The sequence below is a fragment of the Flavobacterium psychrotrophum genome (assembly GCF_003403075.1).
Classification (GTDB): Bacteria; Bacteroidota; Bacteroidia; order Flavobacteriales; family Flavobacteriaceae; genus Flavobacterium; species Flavobacterium psychrotrophum.
This window is the reverse complement of the sequence record NZ_CP031557.1, coordinates 929,111-950,547: the sequence shown is the minus strand read 5'-3', so window position 1 is coordinate 950,547 and position 21,437 is coordinate 929,111. Positions and strand designations below refer to the sequence as shown.

The following is a 21,437-nucleotide window of genomic DNA, read 5'->3' as shown; positions in this document are numbered from 1 at the left end:
TTATTTCTTTATCAGGTGTTTTACTACCGCTTCGGCAGCATGAAGGCCAAACAAGGCCGGCATCCAGCTGTTGGTACCAAAAAATGATTTTTTATAGTTAAGTCCGTTAGTCATTTTAAGGCTCGACTGATCCGGAGTTTCTATAGAATATACCGCTTTTACACCTTTTGTAACACCCTCTTTACGGAGGCGCTTACGCACCGTTTTAGCAAGCGGGCAAACATCTGTCTTACTAATATCGCCTACACGCACCTTAGAAGCCTCATACTTACCACCTGCACCCATATTACTAATGATCTTAACCTTCTTGCGCTTTGCCGATAGAATAAGGTTAAGCTTTGGTGTAATGCTGTCAATGCAATCTAAAACATAATCATACTCCTCGGTAACCAGTTCATAGGCACGCTCCGGCGAAAGAAACTCTTCCACACGAATAAGGTTCAGCTCAGGGTTAATATCCATAAGCCTGTCGCCTACAATCTTTACCTTAGGTTGCCCTACAGTACTGTGCAGTGCCGGCAGCTGGCGGTTAATGTTGGTAATGTCTACCACGTCGCCATCTACAATGGTCATGGTACCCACTCCTGCCCTGGCAAGAAATTCTGCTGCAAAAGAGCCTACGCCCCCAAGGCCCACTACCATTACATGTGCATTTGTTAATTTGTCAAGGCCTTCCTTTTTAAACAATAGTTCAGCCCTCTCGGTCCATTCAGCCATTTTTAAAAACAGTTTTAAAATTAGTGCTTACAATATCTTTAAGCAATTCAATATCTATATTCTTTGCCGCAGAAGCTTTGGCATATACTTCAGTAATACCCTCTTCTATCGTATCAGTTTCAAGAAAGAAACGGTCATCCGGTACTCCTGCAAAAACCTCGCTAAGTTCAGGATTACGTAATAAATACTTCCCAAACGAAAGGTAAAAGCCATTATCCAGCAGCTGCTTTGCTACCTGTGCATTTTTACTGAAGCCGTGCACAATCATCGGCATATCTACATTAAGGCGCTTTTTAATTTCTATAAGCTCCTGAAATGCGGCAACGAGGTGCAAAATTACAGGTTTTTGGTATTTTTTCGCTAATAATAATTGCTTTTCAAAAATAGCAACCTGCACATCCAGCGGAATTTCAATACGCTTATCAAGTCCGCATTCGCCAAGAGCAAGGCAATTAGGCTGTTGCAGGCAATGCTCTACAATGTTTAAATGCTCCTCAACGTTATCAGTATCAATATACCACGGGTGTATGCCTGTTGAGAAATACGGTACATCAACAGCTTCATAAGGATAGCGGTTTACGACTTCGAGTACATCAGAGTTATCTGTGTAGTTGTGAGTATGTAGGTTGTGGAGCATTAGCTTGTTACTAATTTTAGAAATCAATTAAAATATAAAGGCTTTTGATTAAGATAAAAATTTGCGTAATATTCATTTGTTCTTCTTTCTTTATGATTTTCAAAGTCAATATAATCCGCAGAACAATGTGGGCACTTTAAGCCATTATAAAATCTAAAATTTCCATCTTTTGTTTGAGGTAATTGATTTTCAACTTTGGTAATTATATCAGCATTGATATCTTTTTGTAACTGCACGGGAAGATTTTCAATTTCACCATAACGCACAAAAAGTATTTCCTTACTATTTGTTGAGTAAAAATATTGCAATTCAGAAAATCCTGCATGATAGCATTCTAAAGAAAAACTCATACGACATTCATCACAAATACATATAAATCTAATATTCCGTGATGTTATAAATCCACTAAAATGAAGTCCTCTCTGGAAAAGCCCCTGTCCTTTGAGGCTTGTATTACTACTTTCTTTATTTGAAAGAAAGAATGGCTGAAATCTTATGCCCTCACCATCTTTATCATAAATATCCCGATCGTCTGAAATAATGCCATCCATCTGAACGCTGGAATCTGAATTCACACGAATTGAAGAGTGTAAATATCTACCTGATACATCAGGATATCCGTCCCTTGATTCGATTGTAAATCTATGTATTAAATTTTCGTTTTCATAAATATTGAGAATAGGATCATTTAGATCGAACACAGTAAACACCTCGACATCAGCACCTCGAATATCAGGGCTATTTGTAATATAGATTTCATTTTCGATAATTTTCACCCTGCTTTTTATAAGATCATCAGGAGCAATTGTGTCTATTATATTTTTAAAAGAGTCTGGTGCCTGATCATAATCAGCAGTTTTATTCTGACTTTGTTTTTTCACAAAATGTCTAAATATTGCCCCAATAATTGAAACCGAAACAAGTAATATATAACGGTTCATACGTTCTTAGTTTATGATGAATATAAAAAATGCCCAATACATTTCTATATCAGGCATTAAATATAATGTTTATTTACGATATTACTCCACTTGCCACAAGCTCATCGCCTATATGCAATATGACAGATATTAAGGCTTGCGTTGATTGTCCATTATAATGTCATATACACCTTTAACATTAGGTATAGACTCAAGCCTGGGCGTTTGTTTAACTCCTGGCCAATCTAGACCTTGCATTCTTCCATATCGATCATTTTCAGGCCCGAGTATAATGGTGCCTGAACCATCGGCTTTGGTTGTAAAAGTGACACCAGAAAGTGTACGGATACTTACAGAATTAATTTCGCTTGAAAATATACCTGACTTAATCAGTATCCTCTCGTGTGTTATTGCATAGACGGTATTTTTTCTTTTATGCGAATCAATAAAAAAACGACCTATGCTGATGTAAAGGCCTACACAAAGAAAAGGAATTCCCCATAGTCTGAAAAGCAGGGGAGCATCACTTTCGACAACCGATACTTCCCAAAAAACAGCAAAACCAAACCATAAGATACTAAAAGGTATTAAAAAAATATCAGAAGCCCTGAAAATAACACCTCCCGGCGGACGACCAGTCCATAAAATAGTTTCATCAGTGCCCAAGGCAATTTTAAATGCATTCTTTATTTCGCTATCTATCATAAATAAGGTATGGTTGAATTTAATGTCCAAAAATAAAATGCCCAACGCATTTCTGTATCAGGCATTAAATATAATGTTTATTTATTTACGATATCACTCCACTACCCACAAGCTCATCGCCTATGTGCCAGGCAGCAAACTGCCCTTCGGTAATGGCGCTTTGCGGTTCTTCAAAAGAAATGTACATACCACTATCAAACTTATGCAGTGTAGCTTTTTGAAGCGGCTGGCGGTAGCGTATACGTACCATAACATCCATGGTTTCGCCATCTTTTAAAGTAAGGTCCTCGCGTACCCAGTGTATTTCGTTTTCCTGTATGTACAACGCCTTACGGAACAATCCCGGGTGAGCCTGACCCTGTCCGGTATAAATAGCGTTTGTTTCAACATCGGTAGCGATGATAAATAAAGCTTCTTTAGTACCGCCAACATTTAGTCCTTTACGTTGCCCTATAGTATAGTAATGCGCGCCCTGGTGCTTGCCCACTACCTTAGCCATCTCGGGCTTATAGGTAATGTTTTTGGCTTGGTATGCCAGGCGCTCTTTAATATCGTTAAATTCTGTTTGTTCTTCAGCATATAAAGGCAGGTCGGCATTTACCTCATAAATAACACCTTCTTTAGGCTGAAGCTGCTGCTGTAAAAATTCAGGCAGGCGTACCTTGCCAATAAAACAAAGCCCTTGTGAATCTTTTTTCTCAGCGGTAACCAGTTCCATTTCGGCAGCTATTTTGCGCACCTCAGGCTTGGTAAGCTCCCCAATAGGGAACAATGCTTTTGACAACTGCTCCTGAGATAACTGGCATAAAAAGTACGACTGGTCTTTATTACCATCTACACCCGCAAGCAGGCGGTGCACTTCTTTACCATCAACCTCAATAGTATCTTTGCGGCAATAGTGTCCGGTAGCTACATAGTCGGCCCCCAGGCTCAGGGCAATCTTCATAAACACATCAAACTTTATCTCGCGGTTGCAAAGTACATCCGGGTTTGGCGTGCGTCCTTTTTCGTATTCGTTAAACATATAGTCTACAATACGCTCTTTATATTCTTCGCTAAGATCTACCGTCTGGAACGGTATGCCCAGTTTTTCGGCAACTAAAAGTGCATCGTTGCTGTCTTCCAGCCACGGACATTCGTTAGATATAGTTACCGTATCATCGTGCCAGTTCTTCATAAACAAGCCTATTACCTCATACCCCTGCTGTTGCAAAAGATATGCTGCCACACTACTGTCTACTCCACCCGAAAGGCCTACTACTACACGTTTCATCTTAAATACATTCAAAAATTTCGATACAAAGGTACAATAAAAATCAATTGCTTTTCTTTGCTTCTGTTTTTGCTTTCCCTGCGGCTTTGCGGGCACTCACACTCATATCGGTTTCTTTAACCAGTTTGCCCTTGTCATAAAACTTCCACACGCCATGCTTTAAGCCATTTTTATATAGCCCCTGAGATGCAACGTTCCCATCGGCATCACGATAAGCAGCGGGGCCGTTAAACTCATCATTTTTATATGTAGCTTCTTCAAGCACCAGGCCTTTTTCGGTATATTTTTTATAGGCACCTTCTTTTACGCCATTTACATAATTAGTTTCTTCGGCAAGTGTCCCGTTTTCAAAAAACACCTTACGGGCTCCGTTTAGCTTACCGGCTTTATAAAACTCCTGTGCCATAACAGCTTTGTTCTTATAATGGTAGTACTTCCACTCGCCTTCCTGCAGGTGGTTTACCTCTTTACCCTCGCTTACTTTAGTACCGGTAGGTTCAAAAAAGGTAGTATAGCAGGAACCATCTTTAGCAAATACACGTGTAGCCATAAGGGTTGATGCCTGCGTATCATCAAAAAACTTAAAGGTTCCTGTTTCTTTACCATGGTTAAAAGTACCTTCATAACGTGGCCTTTTACTGGCTTCATAAGTACCTTTCCAAAGGCCGTCGCGGTTGCCCTGGGCGTCTTTTTTATTGATATCCTGCGCCATTGCCCCTGTGGCAATTAAAAATATAAGGCTTAATACTGCTACTCTTTTCATTACAAATGTGGTTGTTTATAAATAAAACCCGAATATACTTTAAATATTGTTTTGTGGCTATCCAAAATGTATGCCAACCCGGCTTAAGCAACAAAGCACCCCGAAGAGTGCTTTGCCGTATTATTTTTTAATCTGTTTTGATTTTTGCTGCTCTTGCGCCTGCTCCATCATTTCCTGCATTTTCTTTTGGAAACGGCCTTGCTGCTTCGGCTTGCTCTTATTATTTTGTATCAGCGCGTGTATCTTGTCTTCTTTTACAATATGGTTTTTAATAACATACATAATACCTATTGTAATAAGGTTAGAGATAAAGTAATACAAACTCAGTCCAGATGGGTTGCTGTTAAAGAATATAAGCATCATTATTGGCGAGATATAAATCATTACCTTCATGATCTTGCTCATATCCGGCATACCCTCTTGCTGTGGTGCAGACATGGTTTGGTCGCCCGTTGTCATCTTCATATAGAAAAATATAGCAAGCGATGCAAGTATAGGGAACAAACTTACGTGATTACCATAGAATGGAATATCAAACGGCAGTTTTAGCACTGAATCATACGATGAAAGGTCATCCGCCCAAAGGAAACTTTTCTGCCTAAGGTCAAAATACGAAGGGAAGAACTGGAATAACGCGTAGAAAACCGGTATCTGCATAACTGCCGGAAGACAGCCTGCCATAGGGTTTACCCCTGCCGCAGAATACAGTTTCATGGTTTCCTGCTGCTTTTTCATCGGGTCTTTCTTGTACTTCTCGTTTAGCTCTGTAATTTCAGGACGCAGTACTTTCATCTTTGCCTGAGACAGGTATGATTTATACGTTACCGGAGACATTGCCAGCCTGATAAGTATTGTAAATACGATAATACCAATACCGTAAGGAAGGAAACCACTTAGCAAACTAAATACCGGAATAAATATCCAGCGGTTTATCCAACCAAAGATACCCCAGCCCAGTGGAATGATCTCATCAAGGTTTTTGTTGTATTCGTTAAGAATTTTATAATCTGCCGGGCCATAATACCAGTTCATATTATAATTAAGCTCTCCACCTTTATATGCAAGTGGCATTTTAGCCATAAACTTCCTTGTAAAAATGGTATCCTTTTTTTCGTCAACAACAAGGTTTTCTGAAGTAAGCTCAGCACTTTTAAAGTGCGTATCTGTAAGTAGTACTGATGTAAACAAATGCTGTTTAAATGCAATATAACTTACGTCATCCACTTTCTCTGTATCGCTTTTACCAAGGCCCAGTTTATCAAACTTGCCCTCTTCATACTCATACCCTAAGTTAGTGTAACGGTTTTCAAAAGCAACGCTTTTTTCGTTCCTGTAGGTTTTCATACCCCACTCAAGGTCGATAGGCTTAGAAGTATCTACTACCTGGGCAAGCCCCTGAGAACGGATAGAAAAATCAAGCATAAAATCATTCGGCTTTAGCACATAGCGGTATTCCAGAAACTGGTTTTCACCTGCTTTTAGCCTCATGGTAAGTACCTGGTTTTCGCCTTCCATAGTTTTTACCGGCTCAAAATACATATCCTGTGTATTAAGGATACGGTTGTCTGACGTTTTAAACTGAAGGTTAAAGCTTGCATTGTTACCTTTAATAAGCTCTACCCTTTTACCAGAGCCTTTTGTAATTTGCTCAAAGTTATTAAGTGTACACTCATCAATATAGCCACCTTTGTTAGCTACCTTAATGGTAAGCAGTGGGTTTTTAATTTCGGTAAGGTTGTTTTTAGCAGACGGAAGTGTAGCGCTATAAGCAAACGCACCCAGCGAACCGCGCAGTTTAGCCAGCTTTACAGAATCTGTAGCGGTAGAATCGGTTATAACCGATGCCGTTGTACCTTCAGGTATCTGGGTTTTCTTAGCCTTGTCAAGCTGTTCCTGCTTAGCTTTTTCGCGAGCCTCTTTTTCGCGTTTGTCTGTCTGGCCGTAAATCATCCATAACAGCAGCACCATTATCAGTCCGAAACCGATAATTGTTTTAATGTCTAACTTTTTTTCTTCCATTATCTATTTATAATTACCTGCTAAAAATTGCCGAAATAAAACTGCAACTACAGGCTATTCACTTTTTTTCTTAACCGCTGCTTTTACAAAACTTACAAAAAGCGGGTGCGGATTAGCTACCGTACTCTTATACTCCGGGTGGTATTGTACCCCTATAAAGAACGGGTGGTTTTCAAGCTCTATAATTTCTACAAGCCCGGTATCCGGGTTAACGCCCGATGGTTTAAGACCGGCAGTTGTAAGCTCATTAAAATAAGCTCCGTTAAACTCATAACGGTGACGGTGACGCTCCTTAATTTCTGCCTTACCATTATATATGGCACTTGCAAGGGTATTAGGCTCCAGCGTACAGCTCCATGCACCAAGACGCATAGTACCACCCTTATCAGTTATGGTTTTTTGCTCTTCCATGATGTTTATCACCGGATAAGCAGTGTGCTCGTTCATTTCGGTAGAGTTAGCATCTTTCCAGCCTACTACGTTACGGGCATATTCTATAACCGCCATTTGCATGCCAAGGCAGATACCAAAGAACGGTATGTTATTTTCGCGTGCAAAACGCACTGTTTCTATCTTCCCTTCTATACCGCGTCCGCCAAAACCAGGAGCCACAAGTATACCGTCAAGATTACCCAGCTTATCTGCAGCGTTTTCTTTATCAATATATTCAGAGTGTACGCTTATAACGTTCACCTTAGTTTCGTTTGCAGAACCTGCATGTATAAAGGCCTCCAGTATAGATTTATAAGAGTCCTGAAGCTCTACATATTTACCTACAAGGCCAATGTTTACCGTATGCTTAGGATTTTTAAGCCTGAACAAAAACTCGTTCCAGTGTTTAAGGTCCGGTGTATTCTTTTCAGGAAGTGCAAGTTTTTTAAGCGCTACCTTATCAAGGCCTTCCTCTAACATAAGGTTTGGCACATCATATATAGTAGAAGCATCGATAGATTGTATAACAGAATCTTTACTTACGTTACAAAACAAGGCCAATTTATGCCTAAGGTCAGACGATAGTTCGTGCTCTGTGCGGCAAACAAGGATATCTGCCTTAATACCACTCTCCATCAACGTTTTAACGGAGTGCTGTGTAGGCTTGGTCTTAAGTTCTCCGGCAGCAGCAAGGTAAGGTACCAGTGTAAGGTGTATAACCAGGCTGTTGCTTTCGCCAAGATCCCAAACAAGCTGGCGTACCGACTCGATGTATGGCAACGACTCAATATCACCTACCGTACCACCTATTTCGGTAATAACAATATCATACTCACCCGTGTTACCAAGCAGCTGCATACGCTCCTTGATCTCGTTAGTGATATGAGGAACTACCTGAACCGTTTTACCTAAAAATTCGCCACGGCGTTCTTTTTCTATAACAGAAAGATATACCCTACCCGTAGTAACGTTATTAGCCTGAGATGTAGGCACATTTAAAAAACGTTCGTAATGGCCAAGGTCAAGATCCGTTTCGGCACCGTCGTCTGTTACATAACACTCGCCGTGCTCGTAAGGATTAAGTGTTCCCGGGTCTACGTTAATGTAGGGGTCAAATTTTTGTATGGTGGTTCTGTAACCCCTTGCCTGCAATAGTTTTGCCAGCGAAGCCGCTATGATTCCCTTACCAAGGGAAGACGTAACACCTCCGGTAACAAAAATATACTTTGTCTGATTCATTATAAATTCCTCCTGTGTTGTTGTGTTGTTGTTGTAAAAAACGTCGCAAAAGTACGGAAATTTATCGATATTATAATTTGAAAATTTGAAAATGAGGCAATTTGAAAATTTAACCTCAGCCACCTGAAAACCTGCTTAATTATAATTTTCAAATCATCAAATTTTCAAATCAGTATCACGGCTTAGGATATTGTTTCTTTATATTCCTTATCAGGTCTTCAAGGCCGTTAAGCTTTAGTTCGTATACCTGTTGCAGCTGCTTACCCAATAGTCCGGCAGGAAAGCCTTTATTGCTGTACCACACTACATAATACTCAGGCAGGTCTATAAGATAACGCCCCTCGTATTTGCCAAAGGGCATTTTGGCATGTGCCAGCTTTATAAGAAATTGTTGTTGTTCGTCCAAAATAAAAATGCCCCTTGGTTAAGGGGCAAATGTATAGGTAATATTTGTAAAATTAATTTTTTAAAATTTTAAAAACCGACTTTCCTGAGCCTGAACCAACCTCAACAAAATAATATCCCGGTTGCAGTTTTGAAACATTTACCGTAGCACTGCCATGGGCATTTTGAAGATTTTCTGAATGCACCTGCTGCCCAAGCGTGTTATAAATAGTTACAGTATTTACTAAACCTGTAGCGTATTCAATAGTTATAAAATCTTTAGCAGGGTTCGGGTACAGTTTAACATCTGTGGTTGAGTTTATACTCTCAACACCTAAAGACGGAGTCCCGATCCTGTATAAGTTATCTTGATTACCTGTATATTTTGCCTCAAAATATAACGCTCCATACGATTTATATAATGTACCGAAACCACTGTTTAATGGCGAAAATGTTACCGTAGCATTTGCCGGTGCAACAGCCACAGTACCTGCTGCGGTGCCATCGCTGGCGTAAAGGTGTAAATTATTTGCGGCTATTCTCGCTACAAAATAGACCTTATTACCTATTGCATAACTCGCTCCATAATTACCCACCATACTGCCGGATGTGCCCGGAAAAATATCTTTTAGCTGCATTGTTCCTGCTGCTGTACCATCGGTTACCCAAGGCTCTGTACCTGTAGAACCATCTGATGCAAAAAAGAATAACTTGTTATTAGCAACCGTAAGCCTGTCAGGAAAAGAACCTACAGTTCCCGTTCTTATATCTTTTACAGGGTGTGTACCGGCAGTAGTACCATCGGTTACACAAAGTTCTAAGCCCAGGCCATCCATATTTGCATCAAAATAATACGCACCGTTATACAGCACCCACTCAGTAGTGCTTAAACCAGATACATTCATCCTTTTTATGGGCAGGGTATTTTCTTCCGTACCGTCAGTAGACCACAGATTTTGGCTTCCCAGGTCATTACCGTTATATGCTATAAACAGTAAACGATCATTAAACAGATTAAAACACGTTGGATAAGTCCCACTGCTGCCTGTGTTGCAGTTTTTTAGTATATGTGTACCAGAAGCAGTGCCGTCTGACACCCAAAGCTCTATCCCGTTTGTTCTGTCATGAAATGTAAAATATATCTTATCGTGGTATATGATCATGTCATAGTCCAGGGGCACGGCTCCGGGATAATCAGACTCCGTCAGCATATAAGTACCAGCCTCTGTACCATCGCTAACCCAAAAGTCCATCTCGCCAGTTTGCGTGTAGCCTATAAAATACATTTTATTGTGGTAAGCAATATGACGAATCCCAATATCCTGCCCCGGCATACCGGGATTAATATCTTTTGTCAAATGCGTGCCGGCCGCAGTGCCATCAGTAACCCACCATTCATATCCGTGGGTAGCATCTTCGGCTAGAAAAAAAACCTGATTTCCTACAGGTAAAAAATATTGCGATATTGCTTTAAATCCCGCACTTATCAGTACAGTACCATTAGCTGTACCGTCAGATACCCATAAGGCCTCATCTGTACCATCTGGAGCCGGAGTTTTTGATGCCCTTATATACATCTTACTTCCATTTACACAAAAAATATTTGCAGAACTTGTACCCATAGCGATTACAGATTGTGTATTTGCCGTACTACCATCTGTAGACCAAAGCTCATTACCCCTGGCTATAAAATAGCTTTTGCCTGCCAACTCTGTAAAATAAAACACATCAGAAACAGACTGCACATATACAGGAACCTGAGCACGTAGCATAGTAGTAAACAACAGCATTAATAGCATCGTAATTTTTTTCATGTAGGTAGATTTATAATTTGAATAAAGTTATGCATCTGCCAAAAACAAAAAAATACCCACTTTTAGGTATTTTTAGGCATAAAAATACCCCCAAATAGTGTCTAACTTTTTGGGGGCAGTTCAAAAAAGGCGCTTTTTTAAAAGTGCTTAATTTTTAAGTATTTTTTTACAATAGCTTGTATTATCGCCGATTATTTGTAAGATATAATATCCAGCCGGTAATTCAGCAATATTCAATTTAGCCGAACTGCCTGTATTTATAACATTACTATATATCAATTTGCCTAAAGTACTATAAATATTTATTTGTTTTATTTCAGCACCACTTTCGATGCTCAAATAATCTTTTACAGGAATAGGATATAAATTAATATGATTTTTCCGGATGTCATCCAGACCAAGTTGATAATCACCCAACTTACCAACAAATGCTCCTCCTGCTGTGGTCCCCAAACTATCAAAATTTGTTTCAGCATAAGCATTGCCGACTACGAATATATTTCCTGCCGAATCTAAATCTATACCAGCACTTAACTCATATCCTGAATCCATAGTATTTAGTCCCCTGAGCCAACTCACACCGCCATCAGAAGTTAATTTTGTAAAAAATGATTGTTTGAAACCTGTTTCGGAACGCGGCAGTTCAAACCCATCTATCCTTAAAGGTAAACCAGAATAAAAACCGGAAATGTAAATATTATTATGACTATCTATTACTAAACTTGCCTTATCTGAAGTTGCTCCTCCAAAAGTCTTTACCCAATCAGATACACCTTCTGTATTGTACTTTATAACAAAATTATAATTAAAAGATGTATTCGGAACATCATAAGTTTGACCGTCCACAGTAAGATAATCTGTAAAAGTGCCTATTGCAATTACATTACCATCGCGGTCTATATCAATATCTTTAAATTCAGGTCCCCATGAAAAATTTTTATTGATCCATATACCTTCCCCATCACCACTAAATTTGGCTAAAAATCCACAGCCTGCATCTGGAAGTGCAAATGGTCCGAAAGAACGGCCTGCAATGTTACCTCCTCCTACATAAACGTTTCCAGCTACATCTGTTACTACGCCGCCACTAACCCCTGGACCACTTTTAGCCCAGGCAAAATTACCGGATGCATCATATTTTGCTAAAAACATTGATGAAGTAGTGTAGGAACTTGAAGTAGTTAAAACTGTACTACCAAAACTAAGGTTAGTGGTATAATCTCCTGTAATATATAAATTACCTGACGAATCTACATTTAATCCTGTACAAGATACAAATCCTAATCCACTTGCACCTGTAGCAATAGCATTAGAAGACCATATAACTTCACCTGCTTGATTTAGTTTTGCAACATAAAGGTTTCGTAAAGGGGTAACACCTGCAGAGGTATATTCTACACCAGCTAAGCTTACTGTACCTGTATAAGACCCGGCAACATAAATATTATCTGATGCATCAATAGTTATAGCATATCCATAGTCCATATCGCTTACTGACGACTCAGGATCAAATAATTGTTTTACCCAAACTAAATTACCATCACGGTTAAATTTTGTTACAACAACATGAGCATAGCCGACTGTGTTAAACGTAACTCCGCCTAAAGTAAAATTTCGTAAAAAAGAACCTATTGCATAAACATTACCCTGGCTATCTGTTTTCACATCTTTAAAGACATGCATAGGTATTTCTGCAGTATATGCCCAAGAAAACACAGGTGGTTCTTGTGCAAAAACACTGTTAAAAAAAAACAGATAAATAAAGAGTAATAAAGGAGATAATGAACGCATAATAATTTGATTAGTGATTTGAGGCGCAAATGTAATCATTACACCTTAAACTTAGAATCAAATATTATCTCCCCAGTTAAAAACAATATCCTTTTCAATATCAGTATTTAAGCTCAGGTAAACCGGACAGGTAACCGCAGCGCGTTCTAAAATGGTACGCGACTTTTCATCTGCATCGCTTTGCATATTGAAGATAATTTTAATGCCCGATATTTTTCGGGGAGCGGCCTGCATTAGCTTGGTAACCTCAGCAGTTGTACCTTCTATAGCCACACCCATATCGCGGGCTTTGATGCCCATTATGGTAAGCATACAGCTGGCCAGTGCACTTGCTACGGTATCGGTAGGAGAAAAAGCTTCGCCTTTGCCGTTGTTGTCTACCGGCGCGTCAGATATTATCTCGTTGCCCGATTGTATGTGTATTGAAGATGTGCGAAGATCGCCCAGGTATGTTACTTTAGATGTCATGATTTATTGTGCTTCGGTTACGGTTAATCCATCATTATACTGCATTATAAAAACGCCGTTATTAAAGTTACCACCATTTTGCGGCAGGTATATAAACTTATTTTCTACCTGTACAGATGTTTTTGTTGCCATGGCATCCTTTAAGCCTTCAGGCTGAAACAAACGCAACAACGTATCAAAGGTAATATCAAAACCTCGGGTAGCATAAGGCGTAGGATTGTAACCATTCTTTTCGCGGAACACCTTGGCAAACAAAGCGGTTTGTGCACTTTGATCATCGCGGGTTATAGACGGATACAGTAATTTCAGTTTCATAAGGCGTGGCAATGATACCTCATCATGGTCATATTTATCGGTCTTATCCGGTATAGCCATCTGTATGTTGTACTCGACCGTAGCTTCATCCAGCAGCTTAAGCGTACCGGTAATGTTGCTAAGTGTTTCGGTATCTAAAACAACATAATTTGTTTTTCCTTTTACAAGCAGGGCACGTATACCGTCGCCGGTTATAGCACCCTCCAGCATCCTGAACTCAGGGTAGTTTGTTTTTATAAAGCTACGTGCACTTGCTTTTTTACTGTCGGTAATTACTACCACATTGCCATTTTTGCCTTTTACATAATCAAAAAGCGCGGTACGCATGGCCTCGTCAGACGGAATAGAGTAATATAGGTTAGGATATGTATGCCCGGCCTCTTTAGCCAGCGGCGATATTACTACTGCATTAGGAAAAAGTGCCGCAGCACTCTCTGCATTATTTTGAAAGAATGGCCCTATAATGGCATCAGTACCGGTAAGGCTGCTTTTAAGACCGGCAACATCAGATGTTTTTGTAGTCTCTTTAGCATCAAGTATACTTACATTAACAGGCAAACCCATAGCCCTTGCAGAGTCGATAGCCACGAGGGCACCGGCATAAAAATCGAGGGTAAGGTTAAGCAACTTATCTGTACGGAGTTTTTTACTGCGCACCGTGTCTTTCTCAATACTGCTCATATTAAATGGCAGTAAAAGTGCCAGTTTTTTAGGAGTATCTTTATTTAGCGTTGCGTTTAGATTATTTATTTTACCGGGCACAGCCACCGCTATGTTTAGCCCAGCAGGAAGTTTAATTTCCATACCCTCCTTAAGTCCGCCTTTAAGTTCAGGATTAAGGGCTGTTAGCTCATCTTCGGTAAGGCCGGTACTTTTTGTAAGGCTGTAAAGTGTTTCTTTTGGCTGCACGGTATATGTTTTATAACCTGTACTTGCAGCTACCGGTTTTGCTACTTCTGCCGGCTCGGCTACTTTAGACTCGGCTATTACCTCATTTTTTGCAAGCTTAAGCCTAAAGCCTAATGGCAACGTATCTTTTACCTCTGGGTTTAGTTCCTCAATAAGCTGCACCGTCATGCCAAATTTTTTGGCAATCCCAAATTTTGTTTCCCCTGCTTCTACCGTATGGTACATATAAGCAGTTTCCTGCTTTTTGGCAATTTGCTTCTCCGCCACTTTTGCTTGTGCGGCTACACCGCTGCCCTTAACAGGTATAATAAGCTCCTGCCCTGTTTTTAAGCCTCCGGCTGTTTGCCCAGCATTGGCTTTTTCAAGATCGGCAACGCTAACGCCATATTTTTTAGCAACGCTAAAAAGGGTTTCGCCCGCCACTACGGTATGCACGGTATTTGTAACTTTAGTGGGCTTTGCTTTTACCTCGGCTCCTGCAGGTAAGGGCTTAACCGGATTATTAGGTATCAATAAAACAGTATCTGTTTTAAGCCCGTTTTTAGCATCGGGGTTAAGGCGGTAAATATCATAAGGTGTTATCTTATATTTTTTGCTGATGCTCAAAACCGTTTCGCCTTTTTCTACCGTGTGCTTTTTATAGTCCTGCGCAAAAGCAGGTAAAGACAGCGTAAGCCAAAACGCGATAACCAGTATATATTTCATGCCTGTAAATGTATTTTATAAATTAATTAACCGCTACAAAGGTACATTTTGTAACGGCTAATCTGCGAATTTTATTTCTAATTTTAAGTTAAAAGCCCCTGCTTAATCTGCATTAAAAGTATATGCATACACAACAACAGCCTATTGCCAACAAACCATACTTTTAAAGTTTTTACCTACATATTTTGGGTGTAGTAATTGTAGTCTTTAAGCACTGTATCTACAAATGTAGTAGCACTCTGGCTAACCGATTTTATACCTGTAACTGTCTCTATTTTATTTTTAAGCTTTTCCATCATCTCAAAGTCGGCCTGGCGATAGCTGGAGTCATAGGTTTCCTTAATAATGCGCATATCATTATCTGTAAGTTTTATCACCATCGGATACACAGGTATGTAATTACTATCTATTTCCCTTAGTATGGTATGGTTAATGGTAACATCGCTTTTTAAAGATATCACGGCCGTACCCGCTGCAATATCGCCCAGGCGGCGGTCATCTTTATTTATTATCATTGCTATAAGTCCGATGATGCTCATTGGCGGGGTAACTTCACCTATCCTGAAAAGCCAGCGCACAAGGTAGTCGCCAAAGGCAGCCTGGTAGCCATCAATTTTTATAACTTTTATTTTCATGAGCATCTTGCCCACCGTTTGCCCGTCAAGAAATGTTTCACACAACAAGGCATAAAACAGCACAGGCAAACCACCAAGGCCATACACCGCCATTTCGCTCCAGGGATCGAGCGTTGCAACAAAATCCTGAATCCCTGTTAACGGAAAAATCACTTCAAACACTACAAGATAATAAGCGTATATAATAACGGCATCGATTATATAAGCCAGCGCACGCTCTCCGGGATTAGCGGTATTAAAATTTATATTAACATTTTGAGTAGTGGTTATGGATAGTTGTGACATATTTTATATTTTTAGCCCTACTTATGAGAGAAGTTGCGTTTATAAAACAAAATAAAGAAAAATGGCTCGAATTTGAGCAGGCTATTTTTGGTAATGCAAAAAAAAATCCTGACGACCTTGCCAGCCTTTACATACATCTGGTAAATGACCTTGCCTATGCGCAAACCTATTACCCCCGCAGCAAGACGGTAACCTACCTTAATAACCTTGCCGCTCTTACCTACCAAAAGATCTATAAAACACGCCGGGAAGAGGGCTACCGCATTATACGTTTTTTTAAAACCGAAGTACCACTTGTGGTATATAACAACAGGCGCTATGTGCTGTATGCCTTTTTATTCTTTTTCCTGTTTACATTAATAGGCGTTTTCTCTGCTGCGCACGATGCCGGGTTTGTACGCCTTATTATGGGCGATGACTATGTAAACATGACCCTTGAAAATATAGAGAATGGCAACCCTGTAGCCGTTTACAAATCGGGCAGTAACTGGGGCAGTGCTATAGGCATTACCCTTAATAACCTGCGTGTTTGCGCTTCAGAGTTTGTACTGGGCATACTGGGTGGCTTTGGCACAGTATACCTCCTCTTTAAAAACTGCATTATGCTGGGTGCTTTTCAATACTTTTTTTACGAGAAAAAAGTATTTTGGGAAAGTGTTCGCGGCATTTGGCTGCACGGTGCCATGGAAATTTTTTCTATTGTAATATGCGCTGTTGCAGGCATTATTTTTGGTGCGGGAATTTTGTTCCCAAAAACCTATTCGAGGGGCGAATCGCTTAAGCGCGGTTTTAAAGACGGCCTTAAAGTATGGGCAAGTACACTGCCGTTTATATTTGCCGCCGGAATGATAGAAGGTTTTGTTACCCGATATTCTCCTGTAATGCCCATGTCGCTAAATATTTTTATAATTTTGTCTACGCTTAGCCTCATATCGTGGTATTACCTTATTTATCCATTCAGGGTAAACCGCAGGCTGCAAAAAGCATTACACGCCAACAAACCAGCATAACCATCGTGACCCGAATAATATTACTCTGTATTTATCTGTTATTTTCGTCCACTGCCCTTATAGCGCAGGAGGAAGCAGATACAATTTCTGAAATTGTAACAGACAGCATACAATATAGCGAACAAACCGATTATAGCTATACAGATGACACGGTTTATCAAAAACAAACTGTTGCCCCACCCCTGCCCGCCACCTATACTAACAGGAAATTTAGCCCCGGATTTAAGAAAAAATATACCGGAAACGATTTTGATTACGAGCAAAAACCCGAAACTGAGAACTGGGCAACACGTTTTTTTGCATGGATAAGAAAAATACTTAAAATGCTGTTTGGCCCGGGCAATACCCAACACGCAGGAAAAAGTTCTGCTATTGCAGACTGGCTCATAAAATCATTATGGATACTCGTAATACTGGTTGTGGTATATTTTATTGCACGGGCTGTTTTGCAAAAAAACGGGCTGTGGATATTTGGCCGTGCAGATAAAAAAATTACTGTTACCGATGTAGAAGCCGGAAACATTCACGAAATGGATTTTGCATCGCTGATAGAAAAAACTAAAAAAGAAGATAATTATAGGCTGGCATTGCGTTATTACTACCTGTGGCTGCTTAAAAAGTTATCGGCACGCGAAATAATAACCTGGAACTGGGATAAGACCAACACTGATTATTACTACGAAATAAAAAACAATGGCCTGCGTGACGATTTCCGTTACTTGTCTTATGTATATGACCACAGCTGGTATGGCGATTTTGATATTGATGAGAAGGCTTTTGCAAAAGCAGAAAAAGCCTTTAAAAAAACGCTAAATACATTATAACATGAAAAAGGCGCTTATTACCATATTCTCTATTATTGCTGTGTTTGTTGTAATAGCAATCATTGCAGATGCCTATGAGCCTAAACAGCTTAACTGGAGGCCGTCTTATTCTATAAATAATAAAATACCGCTTGGGCTTTATGTACTTAATGAAGAGGCCCCTGATCTTTTTAAGGGAGATACTATTGAGAAGATATCTATAAGCCCTTATGAATATCTTGAGGAAGATTATGATTATGAGACTAATACCTACTATAGTCAGGGCACTTATCTTAATATTTATGAATCTAACGATATAGATCGCGCATCAGCTAAAGAGCTCCTTAACTATGCAGCACACGGTAACACGGTATTGCTTAGCATGAACAATTTTCCTGAGGTTATACTGGATACCCTTGGGCTTAGCATTAGAGACCTGAATCCTGTTGACTCTATCGCACTTACCTTCGATAAAAACAGTAAAAACAAATATTGGTATAAAGAAGGGCACGGACATAACTATTTTGACAGCCTTGCAACGGGTAACGACAGCATAGCCATACTGGGCTACCAGCATACAAAAGATACTGTGGTACCTAACTATGTTCAGGCAAAATTTGGCTATGGCCGCATACTACTGCACACACAACCACAGGTATTTACAAACTATTATCTGCTTACTAAAAACACCTGGCAATATGCAGAGGCTATTGCTGCAAAAATACCCACAGGCAGGCTACTGTGGCAGGTAGGTAACGCTACGGCACAAAACCGTGATACTACGCTGACCAATTTCCTGGAGCAGCCAGCCTTTAGCTCTTTTTGGTATCTGGGTTTGTTGGCGCTCATTGTCTTTATCTTTTTTAATGCCAGGCGCAGGCAGCGTGTAGTGCCGGTTATACACCCGGTAACTAATACTACCATAGATTTTACAAAAACCATAGGTAACCTTTATTTTCAGGAAGGTAACCACCACACAATCATTGATAAAAAGATAATTTACTTTTTAGAAAAGGTGCGCACAGATTACCTTATTGACACCTATAGCCTTGATGATGCCTTTGTAGAAAGGCTGCATCAAAAAACCGGTAAAAGCATACAGGACATACAACAGGCAGTAAGCCTTATAAAAAAACACCGCCAACAAATACTCAGTTCAGAAGCTGATGTAATAGCAATAAACAACGCCATCGAAAAACTAAGGTTATGATAGATATTGAAAAACACGATAACGAACAGCCGGAAGGTTTTAACCAACCTGAAAACACAACACCAACACAGCCGGAAAGCGATACGCTAAACTTTACCAACCGTCTTGACCTTAACGCACTAAGGGCAGGAATAGATGCTATAAAGCAGGAACTGGGCAAGGTGATTGTAGGCCAGCATAAAATGATAGACCAGTTGCTCGTTGCTATACTAAGCAACGGCCATGTACTTATAGAAGGTGTACCCGGAGTAGCTAAAACCATTACTGCCAAATTGCTGAGCAAAGCACTATCGCTTGACTTTAGCCGCATACAATTTACGCCAGACCTGATGCCGAGTGATATACTGGGCACATCGGTATTCGACCTTTCTAAATCAGAATTCAGCTTTAAGAAAGGCCCTGTATTTTCTAACTTCGTTTTGATCGACGAGATTAACCGTGCCCCGGCAAAAACACAGGCTGCACTTTTTGAAGTTATGGAAGAACGCCAGATAACTGTTGAAGGCCACACCTATACAATGGAGGCGCCATTTTTGGTTATTGCCACACAAAACCCCATAGAGCAGGAAGGTACATACCGCCTGCCTGAAGCGCAATTAGACAGGTTCCTGTTTAAAATTACCATCAGTTATCCTGATCTTAACGAGGAGATAGCAATTCTACAACGCGAAAATGCCCTTAAGGGTAATGACAAGCTTGGTGATATTAAAACTGTAATTTCTCAGCAGGACATTTTAAAATTCCAATCCATTGTTAAGCAGGTTATCATAGAACCACAACTTATAGAATATATTGCCAAGATAGTAAGCAATACCCGCGAGAATGCATTTTTGTATCTTGGGGCATCGCCGCGTGCCTCTATAGCCATCCTTAATGCTGCCAAAGGCTTTGCTGCCTTAAGGGCGCGCGATTTTGTAACACCTGATGATATTAAAGATGCCGCCATACCGGTACTGCGCCACCGCGTGGTTGTAGCCCCGGAGCGCGAAATGGAGGGCCTTACCGGCGACCAGATCATCAAACAGATTATTGATACCGTAGAAATTCCGCGTTAATGAAGTGGCTTAAAAGCATCTATATAAACAATTTTGCCTTTTACCTTTTTATGGGTATACTGGCACTGTTTTTATTGGCCTATCTTTTCCCGTTGTTATACAATGCCACCTGGATACTTACCTACCTTTTCTTTGGGTTACTGTTTATCGATTTTATTTTGGTATTTGTAAGCAACCACCGCTTTACAGCCTGGCGTACCACGCCCGAAAAGTTTAGTAACGGCGATGAGAACCAGGTAACCGTAAATCTTGAAAATGGCTACAACTTTCCGGCAAGGGTTAAGGTTATAGACGAACTGCCTTTTCAGTTTCAGGTGCGCGACTTTAAGGTGTTCAGAAATGTGCCATCGGGCGAAACAATTGCCTTTGGGTTCTTTCTGCGCCCTACGCAGCGCGGCGAATATCATTTTGGCAAGCTAAATGTATATGTATCCAGCCCGCTAAGGCTCGTAGCAAGGCGTTTTACTTTTGGCCAAGGCCAAATGGTGCCTACCTACCCATCGTACCAGCAGCTTAATAAATACAGCCTTATGGCTTTTAGTAACCAGTTGTTTGAATACGGCATTAAAAAAATACGCCGCCTGGGGCATACCATGGAGTTTGAGCAGATAAAAGAATATGTTTCCGGAGACGACATACGCACCATAAACTGGAAGGCCACGGCCAAGAAGAACCAACTAATGGTAAACCAGTTTCAGGATGAGCGTTCGCAAAGCGTTTATGTTGCCATAGACACCGGCCGGGTAATGAAAATGCCTTTTAACGGCCTTAGCCTTTTAGATTATGCCATAAACTCAGCACTGGTACTTAGCAGCGTTATCATTAAAAAACAGGATAAGGCAGGCATGCTTACCTTTAGCAGGCAGGTAGAAAATTTTGCCCCCGCAGACAGGCGCCAGGGACAGATGCAAAAAATACAGGAAAACCTGTATAATGTAAACACCAATTTTTTTGAGAGCGATTTTGGCAGGTTGTATGGCGAAGTTAAACGAAGCATTACGCAGCGTAGCCTTATGATATTGTATACCAATTTTGAAACGCTGGACGGACTCAAAAGACAGCTTCCCTATTTAAAAGGGCTTGCTAAAAACCATCTGTTGGTTGTCGTGTTTTTTGAGAATGTAGAACTTGACGCACTGATAAACAAAAAGGCAGGTAAAGTACAGGAAATTTATGACCAGGTTATTGCAGAAAAGTTTGTTTTTGAAAAGCGCCTTATTGTAAACGAACTTAAAAAATACGGTATATACTCTTTGCTTACAAAGCCCGAAAATCTTACCATAGATAGTATAAACAAATACTTGGAAATAAAGGCCAGGGGCATTTTATAACATCTAATTTAAATACT

At 40.2% G+C, this 21,437-nt stretch carries 19 protein-coding genes; 5 read left to right on the top strand and 14 right to left on the bottom strand.

The window, feature by feature from the left end; all coding sequences use genetic code 11:
* From DYH63_RS04030 to DYH63_RS03965, 14 genes are all read right to left on the bottom strand, one after another.
* The gene (locus DYH63_RS04030; protein ID WP_116787586.1) at positions 1 to 717 is read right to left on the bottom strand and encodes a tRNA threonylcarbamoyladenosine dehydratase; all 717 of its coding nucleotides are present in this window, start codon (positions 715 to 717) and stop codon (positions 1 to 3) included.
* Positions 710 to 1,354: a TatD family hydrolase gene (locus DYH63_RS04025; RefSeq protein ID WP_116787585.1), complete on the bottom strand. Its 645-nt coding sequence runs from the start codon at positions 1,352 to 1,354 to the stop codon at positions 710 to 712. Before DYH63_RS04025 ends, DYH63_RS04030 begins: the two co-directional genes overlap by 8 nt.
* A 23-nt stretch (positions 1,355 to 1,377) precedes the next feature.
* Entirely contained in the window at positions 1,378 to 2,295 is a 918-nt protein-coding gene (locus tag DYH63_RS04020; RefSeq protein ID WP_116787584.1) for a hypothetical protein, read from the bottom strand.
* 129 nt (positions 2,296 to 2,424) lie between these two features.
* Positions 2,425 to 2,979: a PH domain-containing protein gene (locus DYH63_RS04015; protein ID WP_116787583.1), complete on the bottom strand. Its 555-nt coding sequence runs from the start codon at positions 2,977 to 2,979 to the stop codon at positions 2,425 to 2,427.
* An 85-nt stretch (positions 2,980 to 3,064) separates the two neighbouring features.
* Positions 3,065 to 4,252, bottom strand: coding sequence for a tRNA 2-thiouridine(34) synthase MnmA (gene mnmA, locus DYH63_RS04010; protein ID WP_116787582.1), 1,188 nt, complete (start codon positions 4,250 to 4,252; stop codon positions 3,065 to 3,067).
* A gap of 43 nt (positions 4,253 to 4,295) precedes the next feature.
* Entirely contained in the window at positions 4,296 to 5,015 is a 720-nt protein-coding gene (locus DYH63_RS04005) for a toxin-antitoxin system YwqK family antitoxin (RefSeq protein ID WP_116787581.1), read from the bottom strand.
* Between the two features lie 120 nt (positions 5,016 to 5,135).
* Positions 5,136 to 7,034, bottom strand: coding sequence for a membrane protein insertase YidC (gene yidC / locus DYH63_RS04000; protein WP_116787580.1), 1,899 nt, complete (start codon positions 7,032 to 7,034; stop codon positions 5,136 to 5,138).
* 54 nt (positions 7,035 to 7,088) lie between these two features.
* Positions 7,089 to 8,705 (bottom strand): CTP synthase, encoded by a 1,617-nt coding sequence (pyrG, locus tag DYH63_RS03995; RefSeq protein ID WP_116787579.1) that lies wholly within the window; start codon positions 8,703 to 8,705, stop codon positions 7,089 to 7,091.
* A 175-nt stretch (positions 8,706 to 8,880) separates the two neighbouring features.
* Positions 8,881 to 9,066: a DUF3820 family protein gene (locus DYH63_RS03990; RefSeq protein ID WP_439952038.1), complete on the bottom strand. Its 186-nt coding sequence runs from the start codon at positions 9,064 to 9,066 to the stop codon at positions 8,881 to 8,883.
* A gap of 97 nt (positions 9,067 to 9,163) precedes the next feature.
* Positions 9,164 to 10,903: a T9SS type A sorting domain-containing protein gene (locus DYH63_RS03985; protein ID WP_116787577.1), complete on the bottom strand. Its 1,740-nt coding sequence runs from the start codon at positions 10,901 to 10,903 to the stop codon at positions 9,164 to 9,166.
* A gap of 147 nt (positions 10,904 to 11,050) precedes the next feature.
* Positions 11,051 to 12,733, bottom strand: a complete 1,683-nt coding sequence (locus DYH63_RS03980; RefSeq protein WP_116787576.1) for a T9SS type A sorting domain-containing protein — start codon at positions 12,731 to 12,733, stop codon at positions 11,051 to 11,053.
* Between the two features lie 18 nt (positions 12,734 to 12,751).
* A complete protein-coding gene (locus tag DYH63_RS03975; RefSeq protein WP_116787575.1) occupies positions 12,752 to 13,162 on the bottom strand; it encodes an OsmC family protein in 411 nt (136 codons plus the stop codon).
* A 3-nt stretch (positions 13,163 to 13,165) separates the two neighbouring features.
* Positions 13,166 to 15,091 (bottom strand): LysM peptidoglycan-binding domain-containing protein, encoded by a 1,926-nt coding sequence (locus DYH63_RS03970; RefSeq protein WP_116787574.1) that lies wholly within the window; start codon positions 15,089 to 15,091, stop codon positions 13,166 to 13,168.
* Positions 15,092 to 15,267: 176 nt separating this feature from the next.
* Complete coding sequence (locus tag DYH63_RS03965; RefSeq protein WP_116787573.1) at positions 15,268 to 16,011, bottom strand: RDD family protein; 744 nt, start codon at positions 16,009 to 16,011, stop codon at positions 15,268 to 15,270.
* Between the two features lie 23 nt (positions 16,012 to 16,034).
* On the opposite strand from DYH63_RS03965, the gene DYH63_RS03960 reads away from it, so the two are divergent.
* From DYH63_RS03960 to DYH63_RS03940, 5 genes are read left to right on the top strand one after another with little or no spacing between them, the layout of a single operon-like run.
* Positions 16,035 to 17,021, top strand: a complete 987-nt coding sequence (locus tag DYH63_RS03960; protein ID WP_116787572.1) for a stage II sporulation protein M — start codon at positions 16,035 to 16,037, stop codon at positions 17,019 to 17,021.
* A 5-nt stretch (positions 17,022 to 17,026) separates the two neighbouring features.
* Entirely contained in the window at positions 17,027 to 17,845 is an 819-nt protein-coding gene (locus tag DYH63_RS03955; protein ID WP_116787571.1) for a DUF4129 domain-containing protein, read from the top strand.
* 1 nt (position 17,846) lies between these two features.
* Entirely contained in the window at positions 17,847 to 19,034 is a 1,188-nt protein-coding gene (locus tag DYH63_RS03950) for a DUF4350 domain-containing protein (RefSeq protein WP_116787570.1), read from the top strand.
* Complete coding sequence (locus DYH63_RS03945; RefSeq protein WP_116787569.1) at positions 19,031 to 20,089, top strand: AAA family ATPase; 1,059 nt, start codon at positions 19,031 to 19,033, stop codon at positions 20,087 to 20,089. Before DYH63_RS03950 ends, DYH63_RS03945 begins: the two co-directional genes overlap by 4 nt.
* Complete coding sequence (locus tag DYH63_RS03940; RefSeq protein ID WP_116787568.1) at positions 20,089 to 21,420, top strand: DUF58 domain-containing protein; 1,332 nt, start codon at positions 20,089 to 20,091, stop codon at positions 21,418 to 21,420. The genes DYH63_RS03945 and DYH63_RS03940 overlap by 1 nt, the downstream gene beginning before the upstream one ends.
* Positions 21,421 to 21,437: the final 17 nt, after the last annotated feature.

Excerpts from the sequence above, each read along its gene's own strand:
- DYH63_RS04030 (WP_116787586.1), bottom strand. The coding sequence starts at position 717 with ATGGCTGAATGGACCGAGAGGGCTGAACTATTGTTTAAAAAGGAAGGC.
- DYH63_RS04025 (WP_116787585.1), bottom strand. The coding sequence starts at position 1,354 with ATGCTCCACAACCTACATACTCACAACTACACAGATAACTCTGATGTA.
- DYH63_RS04020 (WP_116787584.1), bottom strand. The coding sequence starts at position 2,295 with ATGAACCGTTATATATTACTTGTTTCGGTTTCAATTATTGGGGCAATA.
- DYH63_RS04015 (WP_116787583.1), bottom strand. The coding sequence starts at position 2,979 with ATGATAGATAGCGAAATAAAGAATGCATTTAAAATTGCCTTGGGCACT.
- mnmA (WP_116787582.1), bottom strand. The coding sequence starts at position 4,252 with ATGAAACGTGTAGTAGTAGGCCTTTCGGGTGGAGTAGACAGTAGTGTG.
- DYH63_RS04005 (WP_116787581.1), bottom strand. The coding sequence starts at position 5,015 with ATGAAAAGAGTAGCAGTATTAAGCCTTATATTTTTAATTGCCACAGGG.
- yidC (WP_116787580.1), bottom strand. The coding sequence starts at position 7,034 with ATGGAAGAAAAAAAGTTAGACATTAAAACAATTATCGGTTTCGGACTG.
- pyrG (WP_116787579.1), bottom strand. The coding sequence starts at position 8,705 with ATGAATCAGACAAAGTATATTTTTGTTACCGGAGGTGTTACGTCTTCC.
- DYH63_RS03990 (WP_439952038.1), bottom strand. The coding sequence starts at position 9,066 with ATGCCCTTTGGCAAATACGAGGGGCGTTATCTTATAGACCTGCCTGAG.
- DYH63_RS03985 (WP_116787577.1), bottom strand. The coding sequence starts at position 10,903 with ATGAAAAAAATTACGATGCTATTAATGCTGTTGTTTACTACTATGCTA.
- DYH63_RS03980 (WP_116787576.1), bottom strand. The coding sequence starts at position 12,733 with ATGATTACATTTGCGCCTCAAATCACTAATCAAATTATTATGCGTTCA.
- DYH63_RS03975 (WP_116787575.1), bottom strand. The coding sequence starts at position 13,162 with ATGACATCTAAAGTAACATACCTGGGCGATCTTCGCACATCTTCAATA.
- DYH63_RS03970 (WP_116787574.1), bottom strand. The coding sequence starts at position 15,091 with ATGAAATATATACTGGTTATCGCGTTTTGGCTTACGCTGTCTTTACCT.
- DYH63_RS03965 (WP_116787573.1), bottom strand. The coding sequence starts at position 16,011 with ATGTCACAACTATCCATAACCACTACTCAAAATGTTAATATAAATTTT.
- DYH63_RS03960 (WP_116787572.1), top strand. The coding sequence starts at position 16,035 with ATGAGAGAAGTTGCGTTTATAAAACAAAATAAAGAAAAATGGCTCGAA.
- DYH63_RS03950 (WP_116787570.1), top strand. The coding sequence starts at position 17,847 with ATGAAAAAGGCGCTTATTACCATATTCTCTATTATTGCTGTGTTTGTT.
- DYH63_RS03945 (WP_116787569.1), top strand. The coding sequence starts at position 19,031 with ATGATAGATATTGAAAAACACGATAACGAACAGCCGGAAGGTTTTAAC.
- DYH63_RS03940 (WP_116787568.1), top strand. The coding sequence starts at position 20,089 with ATGAAGTGGCTTAAAAGCATCTATATAAACAATTTTGCCTTTTACCTT.